Source organism: Streptomyces sp. NPDC127106 (assembly GCF_042677605.1).
Taxonomy (GTDB): Bacteria; Actinomycetota; Actinomycetes; order Streptomycetales; family Streptomycetaceae; genus Streptomyces.
The window spans coordinates 17,164-31,082 of the sequence record NZ_JBHXTC010000008.1; the positions used below are offsets into that span (position 1 = coordinate 17,164).

At 72.4% G+C, this 13,919-nt stretch carries 14 protein-coding genes and 1 tRNA gene; 1 reads left to right on the forward strand and 14 read right to left on the reverse strand.

Annotated elements, in window-relative coordinates:
- Nucleotides 1–140: 140 nt before the first annotated feature.
- From ACFVGY_RS10580 to ACFVGY_RS10645, 14 genes are all read right to left on the reverse strand, one after another.
- Nucleotides 141–671, reverse strand: a complete 531-nt coding sequence (locus ACFVGY_RS10580; protein WP_385674068.1) for a SigE family RNA polymerase sigma factor — start codon at nucleotides 669–671, stop codon at nucleotides 141–143.
- Between the two features lie 148 nt (nucleotides 672–819).
- Entirely contained in the window at nucleotides 820–1,986 is a 1,167-nt protein-coding gene (locus ACFVGY_RS10585) for a lipid-transfer protein (protein WP_385674071.1), read from the reverse strand.
- On the reverse strand, nucleotides 1,983–2,381 hold the full coding sequence (locus ACFVGY_RS10590; protein ID WP_385674074.1) for a MaoC family dehydratase: 399 nt from the start codon (nucleotides 2,379–2,381) through the stop codon (nucleotides 1,983–1,985). The genes ACFVGY_RS10585 and ACFVGY_RS10590 overlap by 4 nt, the downstream gene beginning before the upstream one ends.
- Nucleotides 2,378–3,445 carry an acyl-CoA dehydrogenase family protein gene (locus ACFVGY_RS10595; RefSeq protein ID WP_385674077.1) on the reverse strand — a complete coding sequence of 356 codons (1,068 nt, stop codon included), beginning with the start codon at nucleotides 3,443–3,445 and terminating at the stop codon, nucleotides 2,378–2,380. The genes ACFVGY_RS10590 and ACFVGY_RS10595 overlap by 4 nt, the downstream gene beginning before the upstream one ends.
- The gene (locus ACFVGY_RS10600) at nucleotides 3,445–4,413 is read right to left on the reverse strand and encodes a bifunctional MaoC family dehydratase N-terminal/OB-fold nucleic acid binding domain-containing protein (protein ID WP_385674080.1); all 969 of its coding nucleotides are present in this window, start codon (nucleotides 4,411–4,413) and stop codon (nucleotides 3,445–3,447) included. Before ACFVGY_RS10600 ends, ACFVGY_RS10595 begins: the two co-directional genes overlap by 1 nt.
- The gene (locus ACFVGY_RS10605; RefSeq protein ID WP_385674083.1) at nucleotides 4,410–5,567 is read right to left on the reverse strand and encodes an acyl-CoA dehydrogenase family protein; all 1,158 of its coding nucleotides are present in this window, start codon (nucleotides 5,565–5,567) and stop codon (nucleotides 4,410–4,412) included. The genes ACFVGY_RS10600 and ACFVGY_RS10605 overlap by 4 nt, the downstream gene beginning before the upstream one ends.
- Before the next feature lie 184 nt (nucleotides 5,568–5,751).
- Entirely contained in the window at nucleotides 5,752–6,063 is a 312-nt protein-coding gene (locus tag ACFVGY_RS10610; protein WP_385674086.1) for a hypothetical protein, read from the reverse strand.
- Between the two features lie 400 nt (nucleotides 6,064–6,463).
- Nucleotides 6,464–6,883, reverse strand: a complete 420-nt coding sequence (locus ACFVGY_RS10615; protein WP_385674089.1) for a DUF6344 domain-containing protein — start codon at nucleotides 6,881–6,883, stop codon at nucleotides 6,464–6,466.
- A gap of 189 nt (nucleotides 6,884–7,072) precedes the next feature.
- A tRNA-Ser gene (locus ACFVGY_RS10620) sits at nucleotides 7,073–7,157 on the reverse strand.
- Between the two features lie 39 nt (nucleotides 7,158–7,196).
- Nucleotides 7,197–8,177 (reverse strand): trypsin-like serine peptidase, encoded by a 981-nt coding sequence (locus tag ACFVGY_RS10625; protein ID WP_385674092.1) that lies wholly within the window; start codon nucleotides 8,175–8,177, stop codon nucleotides 7,197–7,199.
- A gap of 207 nt (nucleotides 8,178–8,384) precedes the next feature.
- Entirely contained in the window at nucleotides 8,385–9,443 is a 1,059-nt protein-coding gene (locus ACFVGY_RS10630; protein WP_385674095.1) for a YeiH family protein, read from the reverse strand.
- Nucleotides 9,443–9,997: a cysteine dioxygenase gene (locus ACFVGY_RS10635; RefSeq protein WP_385674097.1), complete on the reverse strand. Its 555-nt coding sequence runs from the start codon at nucleotides 9,995–9,997 to the stop codon at nucleotides 9,443–9,445. The genes ACFVGY_RS10630 and ACFVGY_RS10635 overlap by 1 nt, the downstream gene beginning before the upstream one ends.
- A 99-nt stretch (nucleotides 9,998–10,096) precedes the next feature.
- On the reverse strand, nucleotides 10,097–11,002 hold the full coding sequence (locus ACFVGY_RS10640) for a LysR substrate-binding domain-containing protein (RefSeq protein ID WP_385674100.1): 906 nt from the start codon (nucleotides 11,000–11,002) through the stop codon (nucleotides 10,097–10,099).
- 137 nt (nucleotides 11,003–11,139) lie between these two features.
- Nucleotides 11,140–12,765, reverse strand: coding sequence for a S1C family serine protease (locus ACFVGY_RS10645; RefSeq protein WP_385674103.1), 1,626 nt, complete (start codon nucleotides 12,763–12,765; stop codon nucleotides 11,140–11,142).
- Nucleotides 12,766–12,988: 223 nt separating this feature from the next.
- Between ACFVGY_RS10645 and ACFVGY_RS10650 the strand changes: the two genes are divergently transcribed.
- Nucleotides 12,989–13,789, forward strand: a complete 801-nt coding sequence (locus ACFVGY_RS10650) for a glycerophosphodiester phosphodiesterase (RefSeq protein ID WP_385674106.1) — start codon at nucleotides 12,989–12,991, stop codon at nucleotides 13,787–13,789.
- Nucleotides 13,790–13,919 lie beyond the last annotated feature (130 nt).

The following is a 13,919-nucleotide window of genomic DNA, read 5'->3' on the forward strand; positions in this document are numbered from 1 at the left end:
GCCGTGCACAGGCCCGGGGTGTGCGTACGGTGCACGGCGCACAGGCCGCACCGCAGGCGTGGGCGTTGTTTCACGTGAAACGGCGGCTGGGGTTTCACGTGAAACATCGCTGGTCGCAGCAGCTCGGGGGAGGGATGCGCTCAGCGGACCGGGGTGAGTTCCGGGTCCTCGCGGAGCTTGACCAGCGCGCGGGAGACGGCGCTCTTGACCGTGCCGATCGAGACCCCCATGAGCTCGGCGGTCTGAGCCTCGCTCAGGTCCTCGTAGTAGCGCAGGACGACCATGGCGCGCTGCCGGTCGGGCAGCCGGGTCACGGCGCGCCACATCGCGTCGCGCAGGGCCTGCGCCTCAGCGGGGTCGGTGCTCGGCGCCTCGGTCTCCGGGAGCTCGTCGCAGGCGAACTCGTCGACCTTGCGCTTGCGCCACTGGGAGGTGCGGGTGTTGACCAGGGCCCGCCGGACGTAGCCGTCCAGGGCCCGGTGGTCCTCTATGCGGTCCCAGGCGGCGTAGGTCTTGGCCAGCGCCGTCTGGAGCAGGTCCTCGGCGTCGCACGGGTTGGGCGTGAGCGAGCGCGCGGTGCGCAGCAGGCCCGCGCCCCGGGTCCGGACGTACGCCGAGAAGGACGGGTACGGCGTCGGTTGCGAGGCGAGCGTGCACACGGGCGTGGTCATGGCTCCACGCTAGAAGCGCGGGGCCTGGCAGCGGATCGGCCGCAGGTGCCGAAGGCGGGTCCCCCTCAGGTTGTAGGGGTGGGGCGTGTCCCACCTCCTGAAGGTGGAGGAGGCGGGGGCGGCGTGCGGGCCGCGGGCACCGGGGTGCTCAGTCGTCCGCCCCGAGGATCAGCCCGGAGGTCGGCACCCCGGTCCCGGCCGTGACCAGGGCGTGGGCGGCCCCGCGGACCTGGTTGACGGAGGTGCCGCGTAGCTGGCGCACCGCCTCGGCGATGCCGTTCATGCCGTGCAGGTACGCCTCCCCGAGCTGGCCGCCGTGGGTGTTGAGGGGCAGCGCGTCCGCAGCCACGAAGTCGGCGGCCTCGCCGGGCTTGCAGAAGCCGAACTCTTCCAGCTGCATCAGCACGAACGGGGTGAAGTGGTCGTAGAGGATGCCGACGTCGATGTCCGAGGGGCGCAGCCCGCTGGTCCGCCACAGCTGCCGTGCGACCACGTCCATCTCGGGGAGGCCGGTGAGGTCGTCGCGGTAGAAGGAGGTCATGCCCTCCTGGCGGCGGGCCGCGCCCTGTGCCGCCGCGGTGATCACGGCGGGCGGGTGGCGCAGGTCCCGGGCCCGCCGGGTACTGGTGACGACGAGCGCCTGGCCGCCGTCCGTCTCCTGGCAGCAGTCCAGCAGCCGCAGGGGCTCGACGATCCAGCGCGAGGCGGCGTGCTCGGCCAGGGTGATCGGCCGGCCGTGGAACCAGGCGGCGGGGTTGTTCGCGGCGTGCCTGCGGCTGGTGACGGCGACGTGGCCGAACGCCTCGGCCGTGAGGTGGTGGGCGTGCAGGTAGCGCTGGGCGGCCATGGCCACCCAGGAGGCCGGCGTCAGCAGCCCCCACGGCAGCGACCAGCCCAGGGCCGCGCCCTCCGCCGAGGCTTCGCGCTGCTGCACGCCGGAGCCGAACCGGCGGCCGGAACGCTCGTTGAAGGCGCGGTAGCAGACGACGACCTCCGCGACCCCGGTCGCGACGGCGAGGGCGGCCTGCTGGACGGTGGCGCAGGCCGCGCCGCCGCCGTAGTGGATGCGGGAGAAGAAGGAGAGGTCCCCGATCCCGGCGGCCTGGGCAACCGTGATCTCAGGGCTGGTGTCCATCGTGAAGGTGACCATGCCGTCGACGTCGGCGGGGGTGAGCCCGGCGTCGTCGAGGGCCGCGTGCACGGCCTCGACGGCGAGCCGCAGCTCGCTGCGGCCGGAGTCCTTCGAGAACTCGGTCGCGCCGATGCCGGCGATGGCGGCGCGGCCGCCGAGCCTGTCCCGGTTCCGCACGCTCATGCCGTGCCTCCCGGGACCGGCAGGGTCACGGTGACGGTGCCGGTGACGTGGTGACCGATGCCGTTGGCTCCGACCACGCGGATCTCGGCGGTGTCCCCGGTGAGGGCGGTGACGGTACCGATGAGGGTCATGGTGTCGCCCGGGTGGTTCGGGGCGCCCAGCCGGATGGCCACCCTGCGCAGGACGGCCCGGGGACCGAGGTGGTCGGTGATGTACCGGCCGACCAGGCCGTTCGTGGTCAGGATGTTCATGAAGATGTCCGGGGAGCCCTTCTCCCGCGCGAGCTCCGCGTCGTGGTGCACGTCCTGGTAGTCCCGGGAGGCGACGGCGCCCGCGACGATGAGCGTGCGCGTGATCGGAATCTCCAGTGGCGGCAGTGTGTCGCCCACGTTCATGCGTCCTCCCCCTCGGAGGGTGTGTGCGGCCGGGACACGAGGGCGCCGAGCTCGGCCAGCAGCTCGCTGCCGCAGCCGAGATAGGCGTCGAGCTGGCGCCCCCACAGGAAGTGCCGGTGGGCGGGATGGTCCAGGTCGGCGCCCGTCCCTCCGTGCAGGTGCTGGCCCGCGTGGACGACCCGCTTGCCCGCCTCCGAGGCCCACCAGGCTGCCGTCAGGGCGTGCTCGTACGCCGGGAGCGCCTGATCGATGCGCCAGGCCGCCTCGTAGGTGGTGACCCGGATCGCCTCCGTGTCCATGTGCGCATCGGCCGCGCGCAGCATCACCCCCTGGTTGGTGGACAGCGGCCGGCCGAACTGCTCGCGGGTGGAGGTGTACTCGGCCGCACGGGCCACGGCACCCGCGCAGACGCCCGCTTGCAGGCCCGCGAACGCGGTGCGGGCGGCGGCGAGGACCTGTTCGTAGGGCTGCCTGCCCGGAGCGAGGGCCGGGCCGAGCGGTTCGGCCCGCGCACCGGACAGGCTGAGCCGTCCTGCGGCCCAGGGGGCGGTGGTCTCCACGGCCGCGGTCTCCACGCCGGGCGCGTCCGTCCGTACGAGCCACAGGGTCCGGTCCGCGTCGGGGACCAGGACATGCGTGGCGTCGCGCAGCCACGGCACGACGGGAGCGGTGCCGGTCAGCCGGCCGTCCGCCGACGCGGTGAAGCGTCCGCGGGCCGGGAAGACGCCGGTGGCCACCGCCTCGCCCGCGCCCAGGGCGGGCAGCAGGCGGGCCCGCTGCTCGGCGCTGCCGTGCAGGGCGACGGGCAGGACCCCGTACACGCAGGTGGTGGCGTACGGGGCCTGCGCGGTGGTGCGGCCCTGCTCCTCCAGCAGCAGCACCAGCCCGAGCAGGCCGATGTCCTCCACCGCACCGATCAGCCCGGACCCGGCGAGGGCCTTCCACAGTTCGGCGTCGGTTCCGGTGCCTGCCGCGGCGAGGCGTTCGTGGGTGGCGAGGTCGCGGAAGATGCGGGCGGCGAGCGCCACCGCGGCGGCCTGCTCCTCGGTGGGGTGGAAGTCCATCAGCCCTCCGCCTCGCCGCGGAAGACCGGCAGTTCCTGGTCCTCGTCCACCCGGAGGAACTCCAGCCGGACGGGCGTCCCGATGCGCACCGCGTCGTAGGGGACGCCGGTGATGTTGGTGATCATGCGGACTCCCTCGGCGAGTTCGACGAGCGCGACCGCGTACGGCGGGTCGAAGGCCGGGAACGACGGATGGTGCATGACGACGTAGCTGAAGACCGTGGCCTCGCCGCAGGCCTCGACGGTGTCCCAGTCCAGGCTCGCGCAGGCGTTGCAGCCGGGCAGCCAGGGGAAGCGGAGGGTCGCGCAGGAGGCGCACCGCTGGATCAGCAGCCTGTGGTCCCGAACGCCGTCCCAGAATCCCTGGTTGTCGCGGTTGACCACGGGGCGGGGGCGGCGGGGCCGCTCGGGCCGCCGGGAGGGTGCGGCGGGCGGCGGGCCGGCCGGCCGGGGCGCCGCGGGCGCGTACTTGAGGATCCGGAAGCGGTGGGTGCCGGCGAGTTCTCCCCCGACGCGGATGTCCATGCGGGTGGTCACGAAGTGGCCGGAGCCCAGCCTGGTCGTCTTGCGCGGCGACACGCACTCGATCACGGCGTCGAAGGTGACGGTGTCGCCGGGGCGCAGCGGGCGGAGGTACTCCTGCTCGCAGTCGGTGGCGACGACGGAGGTGCAGCCGGCGCCGTCGAGGAGGCCGAGGAGTTCGTCGTAGGCGCCCGACCGGGCGGAGTGCCCCGACAGTCCGGCCATCGTCCAGGCCTGGAGCATGGTGGGCGGGGCGATCGCGTCGGGGCCCGTGTAGGCGGGATTGGCGTCGCCCATCGCCTCGCACCAGTGGCGGATCATCGCCTCGTTGACGGGGTCCTTGCCCTGCCCCGTGGTGGCGGCCGGCCGGCCCTCGAAAGCCTGGAGCTGCGCGAGGAACCGGTCTGCTGCCGTGTCCTCGGCCCCCCCGGGCGCCGTGGCGGTCATCGCTTCCTCCCCTTCATCCCGAGCCGCGTCATGGCGACGATCTCCCGCTGGACCTCGCTGACCCCGCCGCCGAAGGTGTTGATCTGGGCGGCCCGGTTCATCCGCTCCAGCTCGCCGTCCGCGACGGATCCGGGCCCGGCTCCCCGTACGAGGGCCCGCTCGCCCACCACCTCCTGGCACATCCGGTACACCTCGACGGCGGTCTCGGTGCCGAAGAACTTCACGCCGCTGGCGTCGCCCGGGGCCAGGGTGCCGGCGCCCACGTCCTGGACGAGGCGCCAGTTGAGGAGGCGTACGGCGGCCAGCCGGTTGTGGGCCTCGGCGAGCCGGGACCGGACCCAGGGCAGGTCGGCGGGGCGTTCGCCGGTCACCGGGTCGGGGGTGCGGGCGTACCGGAGCGCAGCGTCGTAGAAGTCCTCGGCCTGCATGCCGATGGCGGCCAGGGCGACCCGTTCGTGGTTGAGCTGGTTGGTGATCAGGCCCCAGCCGCCGTGCTCGGGACCGACGAGGTTGCCCTCGGGCACCCGAACCGCGTCGTAGTACGTCGAGGTGGTCGTCAGGCCGCCGACCGTCTCGATCGGGGTCCATGAGAAGCCGGGCGCGGTGGTCGGCACGAGGATGATCGAGATGCCCTTGTGCTTGGGGGCTGCGGGGTCGGTGCGGCAGGCCAGCCAGATCCAGTCGGCGTTCTGGGCGTTGGAGGTGAAGACCTTCTGGCCGTCGACGAGCCAGTCGGCTCCGTCGCGTACGGCGCGGGTGCGCAGGGAGGCCAGGTCGGTGCCGGCGGCGGGCTCGGAGTAGCCGATGGCGAAGACGGTCTCGCCGCGCAGGATCCGGGGAAGGAAGTAGTCCTTCTGCTGCGGGGTCCCGTACTTCATGAGGGTCGGGCCCACCGTGTTGAGGGTGACCATCGAGACGGGGGCGCCGGCCCGGTAGGCCTCGTCGAAGAACACAAACTGCTCGTCGGCGCCGCGCCCCTGGCCGCCGTACTCGACAGGCCAGCCGAGGCCGAGCAGGCCGTCGGCGCCGATGCGGCGGAGCAGGGCGCGCTGGGCGGCCGGGTCCGCGGGGACTCCGTCCGGCAGGAGGTCGTGGAAGTACGCGCGCAGTTCGGCGCGGAGCCGCAACTGGCCTTCGGTCGGGGCGAGGTGCACGGCGCAGGCCTCCCGGCGTCACATCGTCGATGTGAATCTGACTGTCCGTCAGTTCTCCGCGGGATGTCAAGGTCGACGACGGTTTCCGCCGGGGCGTACGAGGAAAGGGAAGCCCGTGCGGCCGAATCCCAGCGGATCCGGCCGCACGGGCACCTCAGTGCGCGGAAACGGGTGTCCGCAGCGCCTACCCCATGGGCAGGAAGTAGACCGCCACGTTCGAGTTGGCCTGCTGGATTCCGGCCAGGGCCGGGCCGTTGACTTGCGCGGAGTTGCTCTGGTTGGAGGCGCCGGAGCCGGTGGCGACCTGCTGCGACGTGGACGAGTTGCCGAGGTTGCTCCCACCCACCCCGCTGCCGACGATGCCGGCGACGCTTGCATTCGATCCGTCGTCCGCGAAGGCGCCGTTGTCGGCCGACGCCACCCCGCCGCAGAGCGCGGCGGCGAGCGGGAGCGAGGCGACGGCGGCGAGGGCGCGGGCGGTACGGATGCTTGCCATGTTCGTGATTCCCCCTGGAACCGAAGTCGGAAGTGGACCGTGGCAGTTGGCCGCCCGCCTCGGTCGTTTCGCATGGTGACGACGTCGCGAGACCAGGGTTGCCCAACGGCTCCCCGGCGAACCACCCCGGAGTCCGTAATTCCCCCGCAGGCATGAGAAACCGCCGATAAACCTCATTCGCGCACCAATGTCACAGGTCAGGCGCGTGGAGGTGGGCGAATCCCGGGCGACGACAAAGAAGAAACGTTCACTCATCCCGACGTGTCCCGGGAACGCCGAAAAGGGCCGCTCCGTCCGGGAACCCCGCCGCCTCCCGGCCCTGCGACCCTGCACTCCCAGGCTTCACGCCCCCTGCGCGCCGTCCCGCGCGCCCCCGCGCTGCCCGTATCCGCCCCCGTGGCTAGGCGGCGAGCGCGAGGCGCAGCCGGACGTCGGTGGCGGCCACGCCATCCCACGCAGAGCCAGCGGCACGAGGAGCAACACGCACAGCAGCCCCGATGGGGGCACCCTCACCGGCCGCCCGGGCGGCCGCAGCGGCAGCGGCAACCGAGCGGCGGACGGACGGGGTCCCGCCGTGCGCTTCGGCGCGGATCCGCTGCTTGATGGTCGGCGGCAGCACCCCGCTCCGCATCACCGCCCGCCGGCTCCGCGGTGCGGCCGGCCGGCACACCTCCACGGACCTGCCCCGGGAGGGAGCGGCACCGGCGGCGACGGCCGGCTCGGCGGCGGCCTTGCCGCGAAGCCCGAGGGCGGAGAGCAGTGCCGCGAGCACGGCGACGACAACGGTCCAGACCGAGCTTGGGGTGATGCGCTGAGCCATGACGAGGTGCCTCGCTTCGCACTGTTCCGACGGGCGGATCTGCATACATTCGTCATGATGTGCCCGCAACCGCAGGGCCCTCGCCACCCGCGCCGATCGTCCGACAAACACCACCCGAAGGGCCCAACGGAGAAGGGGTGCCCCGGATCCGGGACACCCCTTCTGATCAGCACGTCGTCTGACCTGGTGCGGTGGGTGTGGGATTTGAACCCACGGTGACTTGCGCCACGACGGTTTTCAAGACCGTTCCCTTAGGCCGCTCGGGCAACCCACCTGGCCGGTACAGAGTACCGGGAGGCGGGAGGCGGTGGCGTCAGGAATTCTGGGCCTTGTCGTAAGCGGCCTTCGCCTCGTTGCCGAAGTACGGGCCGTACATCCGGTTCGGCAGGAAGGTGTAGCCGAAGCTGTTCACCGAGACCTGGGTACCCAGGCCCGTCGTCTCGTTGAAGTCCTGGAACCAGGGGCCGCCGCTGGAGCCGCCGGTCATGTTGCAGGCCAGGCTGTGGTCCTTGGTCAGCAAGAAGTCCTTGCCGCTGTTGCCGCTGCAGTAGACCAGCTTGCTGCCGTCGTACGGCGATGCGGCCGGGAAGCCGAAAGAGTACATCCGCTTGTTGTAGCCGCCGTTGAACAGGATGCCCTGGGCACCGACGACCTGGCTCAGCTTCTGGCCGTTCTGCGGGGCGACGACCGCGAGGCCGACATCCATGTTCATGTCCTCGCTGGCGGCCCACTGGTCCGTGGCGAAGGTCTTCGTGGCCGGCCACTGGCCGTAGGGCGCGTTGCCGTTGTCGTACGCCGGGACGAAGACCCAGTTGGTGTGCCAGGCGCCCTGGTACTTCACGCAGTGGCCGGCGGTGATCACCGTGCTGCCGTTCGCGCTGGTGACGGAGTCACCGGAGCAGGACGCGGTCCGGTTGCCGAGGGTGAAGAAGACGCGGCCGGAGGTCTTCACCACCGCCCCGCCGCCCGTCCAAGCGCCGCCCGCCTGCGGGAAGGCCATCGGGGACACCGCGGCGGAGGCGGATTCGGATGCGGGCGCGGAGGCGGGGGTCGGGGCGATCAGCGTGGGCCGGTCCGCGGTCGTGGCCGGCGCCCGACCGGTCCCCGGTGCCGCCACCACGTCCAGCGGGACGGCGCTGCGCATCCGCTCGGCGGTCCAGAAGCCCGGGGTGTGCTGCTGCCGGAACGAGGCCGGGGATTCCGCGGCGGCCGACGGGGCGGCCGCCGTCAGTGCGCCCCCGATCAGGGCGCCCGCCGCCAGGAGGACCGATGCAGCCGTGCGATGACGATTCACGCATGACTCCTTCTGCCGTGCCCGGTCCCGTCGAACCGGACAGGGTGGGGGTGAAGAGCTGTCGGTGCGGATCGGCCGCAGGGTCGCACGCGCGGCACGAGATGTCAGGAGACGGCCGGAACGTTCGGTCGGTTCAGGCCAGGAATTGGCCAACTTCCGCTCGTGGAGCCGGCCGTACGCCCCTCCCGCCCCTCACCATCTCTTCCCTCATACGGTCACCAGCACGCCCGCGTACGAGACGCCGGCCACCACCACCCACGCCCCGAGTCCCAGCAGGGCCGCCCGACCGCCGGTCCGGGCCATGGAGCGGAGGTCCACCGCGCTGCCGAGCCCGAACAGCGCGGCAGCCAGCAGGAGTTCCTGCACCGTGTGCGCCCATTCCAGAGCCGCCTCGGGCAGCACGCCGGTGGCACGCAGGGCGGCCGCGGCCAGGAAGCCGCCGACGAACAGGGGCACAGGAGCCGGGCGGCGCCCGGACGGCGTGCGCTCGCCCCGGTGCCGGGCCCGCAGCGCGAAGGCCACGGCCGCCACGAGCGGAGCCAGCAGCGCCACCCGCATCAGCTTGACCACGACCGCTTCCCCGAGTGAGCCGGGGCCGGCGGTCTGCGCGGTCGCGACCACCTGGCCGACGTCATGGACGCTCGCACCGACCCAGCGCCCGAACGCCACGTCGGAGAGCCCGAGCGGATCCTGCAGCAGCGGAAGCACGGCAATGGCCAGCGTGCCGCACAGGGTGACCAGCGCGGCGGAGGCGGCCACGTCCTCCTCGTCGCTGCCGGCCACCTGGCTCACGGCCCCGATCGCCGAGGCCCCGCAGATCGAATAGCCGGTGGCGATCAGCAGCGGCTGGTCGCCCGGCAGGCCGAGTCGCCGGCCCAGCCAGAGCGTCCCGAGGAAGGTGGCCGCGACCACGCCCGCCACCATGACCACGGTGGCCCAACCCAGACCGAGCACCTGGTCCAGGCCCAGCCCGAGGCCGAGCAGCACGATGCCGATCCGCATCAGCCGCCGGCCGGCCAGCGAGAGGCCTGGACGCGCGGTCCCGCGTACCGTCGCCCGCAGGCCGGGAAGGTGGGCCGCGGCGATGCCCAACACCACTGACGCGGTCAGCATCGGAATCGAGGGCACCAAGCGGTGCACGCACCACGCCACGGCGACCCCGGCGGCCGCCAGGCACAAACCCGGCCAGGACGAGGATGTTTCACGTGAAACCCGGCCCGCCGGCGCGTTTCCTGCCGCCCGCACCGGGCGGTTGAGCAGCGCCATCAGTCGGCGGGAAGCGTGTAGACGCGGCGCACACTGCTGCCCAGGCGGACGACGTCGGCTCCGTAGATGTGGATCGATATTGCCCTGGTGGTACAGGAGTTGCGCACCTTGTGGATGTCGCCGGGCGGGGCGAATCCGCAGACGTCGCCCACGCCGTTGACCACGGCCTCGGTGGCCACCAGCCGTGCGCCGGAGGTCGCGGTGGCGGGCGCGAGCCGGTAACGCAGCTCGCTCTCCTCACCCTCGTGCACACCCGCCACGCACCAGGAGACGTGATCGTGGATGGCGGTCTCCTGCCCGGGCAGCCACACCAGCGCCACCACGGAGAAGCTGCCGTCCGGCTCGGCGTGCAGGACGTGCTGCCGGTACCGGTCGGGGCTGCCCTCGCACTGCTCGGGCATGAGCAGGTCAGGCATGCCCAGGTGCGGGGCGAGTCGTTCGCCGACGAGGTAGGCGGTCAGGTCCGGGGCCAGCCCCCGGTCCACGACCGTGCGGATCTCCTGGACGAGGGCGGCCATCCTCGCAGTGGTACGGGCCGGTGTCGTGGTGGTCATATGGGCAGCGTCGAACAGCTCACCCATCACGTCCAACGACAGTTTTCACCTGAAATCCCAAGTACCGCTTATGGGTTGCCGTGCGGGAGATCAGCAGGGTCAGCAGCCGACACGGTTCGAGGCCGCCGACGTGAGCGCGTCCAGAACCACGGCCGTCGCCGGTATCCGCAGGTGGTCGCGGTACACATAAGCCGAGATGTGCCGGCGTGCGTCCGGCTGGATCGGCCGCCCGCAGACCCGGGCCAGGGAGAGGGAGGGCAGGACCAGGGCGGGCATCATCGCCACACCGAGCCCCTGCCCCACCATGCTCTGCACCACCAGGTTGTCGTCCGAGGCGAACCGGATGTCGGGGACGAAGCCCAGCTCGGCGCACTCGTGCAGCAGGTTGGCCCGGCAGCGCGGGCAGCCCGCGATCCACCGCTCCTCCGCGAGGTCGGCCAAGTGCACGGCCCGCCGCCGGGCCAGCCGGTGCCCGGTCGGGAGCAGGACGGTGAGCTGGTCCTCCAGCAGTCTGACCTCGACGACCTCCTCGGGAACCTCCTCGTGCAGCCCGGGGTAGGTGAAGGCCAGGGTGACGTCGCACTCCCCGCGTTCCAGCCGCCTCAGCGAGTCCGGCGGCTCCCCGTCCAGCAGCTCGACCTGGATGCCGGGATGGTCCTTGGCCAGGCAGCTCAGGGCCTCGGGAACGAGGGTGGCGTTGGCGCTGGGGAAGCCGCACAGGCGCACCCGCCCGGTGCGCAGGCGTGCGTGCGCCTTCATCTGGGCCTCGGCGGCGGAGAGGCTGCCGAGGATGGACTCGGCGTGCCGGGCCAGGGACTTTCCGGCCTCCGTGAGCTGCATCCTGCGGCCGACGCGGGTGAACAGCGGGGTGCCGACGGCGCGTTCCAGCGCCTTCATCTGCTGGGTGATCGCGGGCTGTGTGTACCCGAGGGCGCGCGCGGCCGCCGAGTAGGAACCGGAGGCCACGACTTCGTGGAAAGTACGTATGTGCCGCGAATCGAACACATGGGAAGCATAAGCGGACGTTGGGAGGGGCCGTAGGCGGTATCCCGCCCACGGCCCCTCATCATCCGGCCAGTGTCCCGGCGTGTTCCGGCCGGTGGTGCCCAGGCTGCCGGCCGGCCGGGCCGGCAGCCTGCCCGCTACTTGTCGCCGACGCGGGAGCCGAGCGTGATGTCCACGGTGGTCGGCTTGCCGTCGCGCAGGTAGGTCAGCTTCACGACGTCGCCCGGCTTGTGCGTCCAGATTTCGCTGATGAGCGTCGGGCCGCTGTCGATCGGCCGGTCGCCGAAGCGGGTGATGATGTCGCCCGGCTTGAGGCCGGCCTTACCGGCCGGGCCGTTGGGATCGACCAGCTCGTTGGCCGGCGCGCCCTGCTCGGAAATCTTGGCTCCGTCGACCTTGGACTGGAGGTCCACGGAGACGGAGATGACCGGGTAGACCGGCTTGCCCGTCTTGATCAGCGACTCGGCGACCGTCTTCGCCTGGTTGATCGGAATGGCGAAGCCGAGGCCGATCGAACCGGCCTGGCCGCTGCCGAACCCGCCGCCACCGCCGCCGGCGGACTGGATGGCGGAGTTGATGCCGATGACCGCGCCGCGTCCGTCGAGCAGCGGACCGCCGGAGTTCCCGGGGTTGATCGAGGCGTCCGTCTGCAGGGCGCTCATGTACGAGTTCTTGCTGCCGGAGCCGTCGCCGGAAGCCACCGGGCGGTCCTTGGCACTGACGATGCCGGTGGTGACCGTGTTGGACAGGCCGAAGGGGGCACCGATCGCAATGGTCGCGTCGCCGACCGCGACCTTGTCGGAGTCGCCGAGGGGAAGCGGCTTGAGGCCGGCCGGCGGGTTCTTCAGCTTGAGCACGGCCACGTCGTAGCCCTGGGCCCGGCCCACGACCTCGGCCTCGTACTTCTTGCCGTCGGAGAACGTCGCGGAGAGCTTGCCGCCGTTCGCGGCGGAGGCCACCACGTGGTTGTTGGTGAGGATGTGGCCCTGCTGGTCGTAGACGAACCCGGTGCCGGTACCGCCCTCGCCGTCGCCGGCGGAGGCCTGGATGGTGACGACGCTGGGCAGCGCGGTGGCAGCCAGGCCCGCGATGGATCCGGGCTCGCGCTTGAGGTCCTTCGGGGTGTTGCCGGCGGCGATCGTCGTCGAGCCGAAGCCGTCGCTCTTGCGCTCCGCCGCCCAGTAGCCGAGGCCACCGCCGACGCCGCCCGCGAGCAGGGCCGCCACGAGCACGGCGGCGATCAGGCCGCCCCGCCCCTTCGGCTTGGCCGGGGGCACGCCGTCGGCCAGGGGGGTGCCCCAACCGGTGCCGTGGCCGCCGCCCCCGCCGTACGCCGGGACCGCCGGCGGTGCGGGGGGCCAGCCCTCGGCGCCGTACGCAGCCGTGACCGGAGCCGGCGCGGCGGGCTGCGCGTACGCCGGGGCCGGAGCCTGGTGCGGGGCGGGCGGGATCTGCTGGGTGGGCTCCGTGCCGGGCGCGGGCATCGGCGGGAGCTGCTGGGTCACGGGCTCGGCGGGGGTACCGGCGGGGAAGGCGGCAGGCGCCGCGGCCGGGGCGGCTGCGGGAGCCGCGGCCGGGGCGGCTGCGGGAGCCGCGGCCGGGACCGGCGGGACGGCGGCCGTCGGTGCCTCTCCGGCGGAGACCGGGGCCGGAGCGGGCGCAGCGGCCGGCGGCTCCGGAACGGAGGCGGGAGCGGCCGGCGGGCGTGCCGAAGGGGCCGCGGGGGGCGTCGGGGCCGCGGTTCCCTCGTTATCGGTGCTCACAGCGCTCTCTCCTCGTCACACACGGCTTCACAAACTGGCGTTTCGGCCCGACTGAACGTTCGACGTGCCGCACAAGTTCCTGGGAAAAGCGTTCCCCATCACCCGTCAGAGCACTGTAAGCCGGACCTGTGCGTCTCCCCCATCCTTTATATCTGGCATTTCGGTCACACTTCGCGCGACCGAAGGCCTCCGTCCGGAGCCTCCTCGGTGGCACCATGACCCGGTGACCCACGCAACGCCGCCCCCCATCCAGGTCGTCGCCCACCGCGGCGCCTCGGAGGATGCCCCCGAGCACACGCTGGCCGCCTACCGCAGGGCCATCGAGGACGGGGCGGACGCCCTCGAATGTGACGTCCGGCTCACCGCCGACGGCCATCTGGTCCTGGTCCACGACCGCCGGGTCAACCGCACCTCCAACGGCCGCGGCGCCGTCTCGGCCCTGGAGCTGGCCGATCTCGCCGCCCTCGACTTCGGCTCGTGGAAGGACCGCGAGGAGTCCCCCGACTGGGACGCCGACCCCGAGCGGACCTCGGTCCTCACCCTGGAACGACTGCTGGAGCTGGTTTCCGACGCCGGCCGACCCATACCGCTCGCGATCGAGACGAAGCACCCGACCCGCTGGGCCGGGCAAGTGGAGGAGCGCCTCCTCTTCCTCCTCAAACGGTTCGGCCTGGACGCTCCGCCCGCCGAGGGCCCGCACCCGGTCCGCGTCATGAGCTTCTCCGCCCGCTCCCTGTACCGGGTGCATGCCGCGGCGGCGACGATCCCGACGGTCTACCTGATGCAGTTCGTCTCCCCGCGGATGCGGGACGGGCGGCTTCCGGCCGGCGTGCGGATCGCCGGCCCGGGCATGCGGATCGTGCGCAACAACCCCGCCTACATCCGAAGACTGCAGGACGCGGGCCACTCCGTACACGTGTGGACCGTCAACGAGCCCGAGGACGTTCAGCTCTGCGCTGATCTGGGCGTGGAAGCAATCATCACGAACAGACCGCGACAGGTTCTGTCACAGCTCGGGCGCTGACGTCCCCATTTACCCACCCGTCTCGCAAGACTCGCCCGTGACAGGGTGTGCCCCGGCGCATCCGCTCCGCAACGGTGGTCATGAATGCGTCAGAGGGCTCCGGTTCGTCGGTTTCCGGTCCGGGCCATTG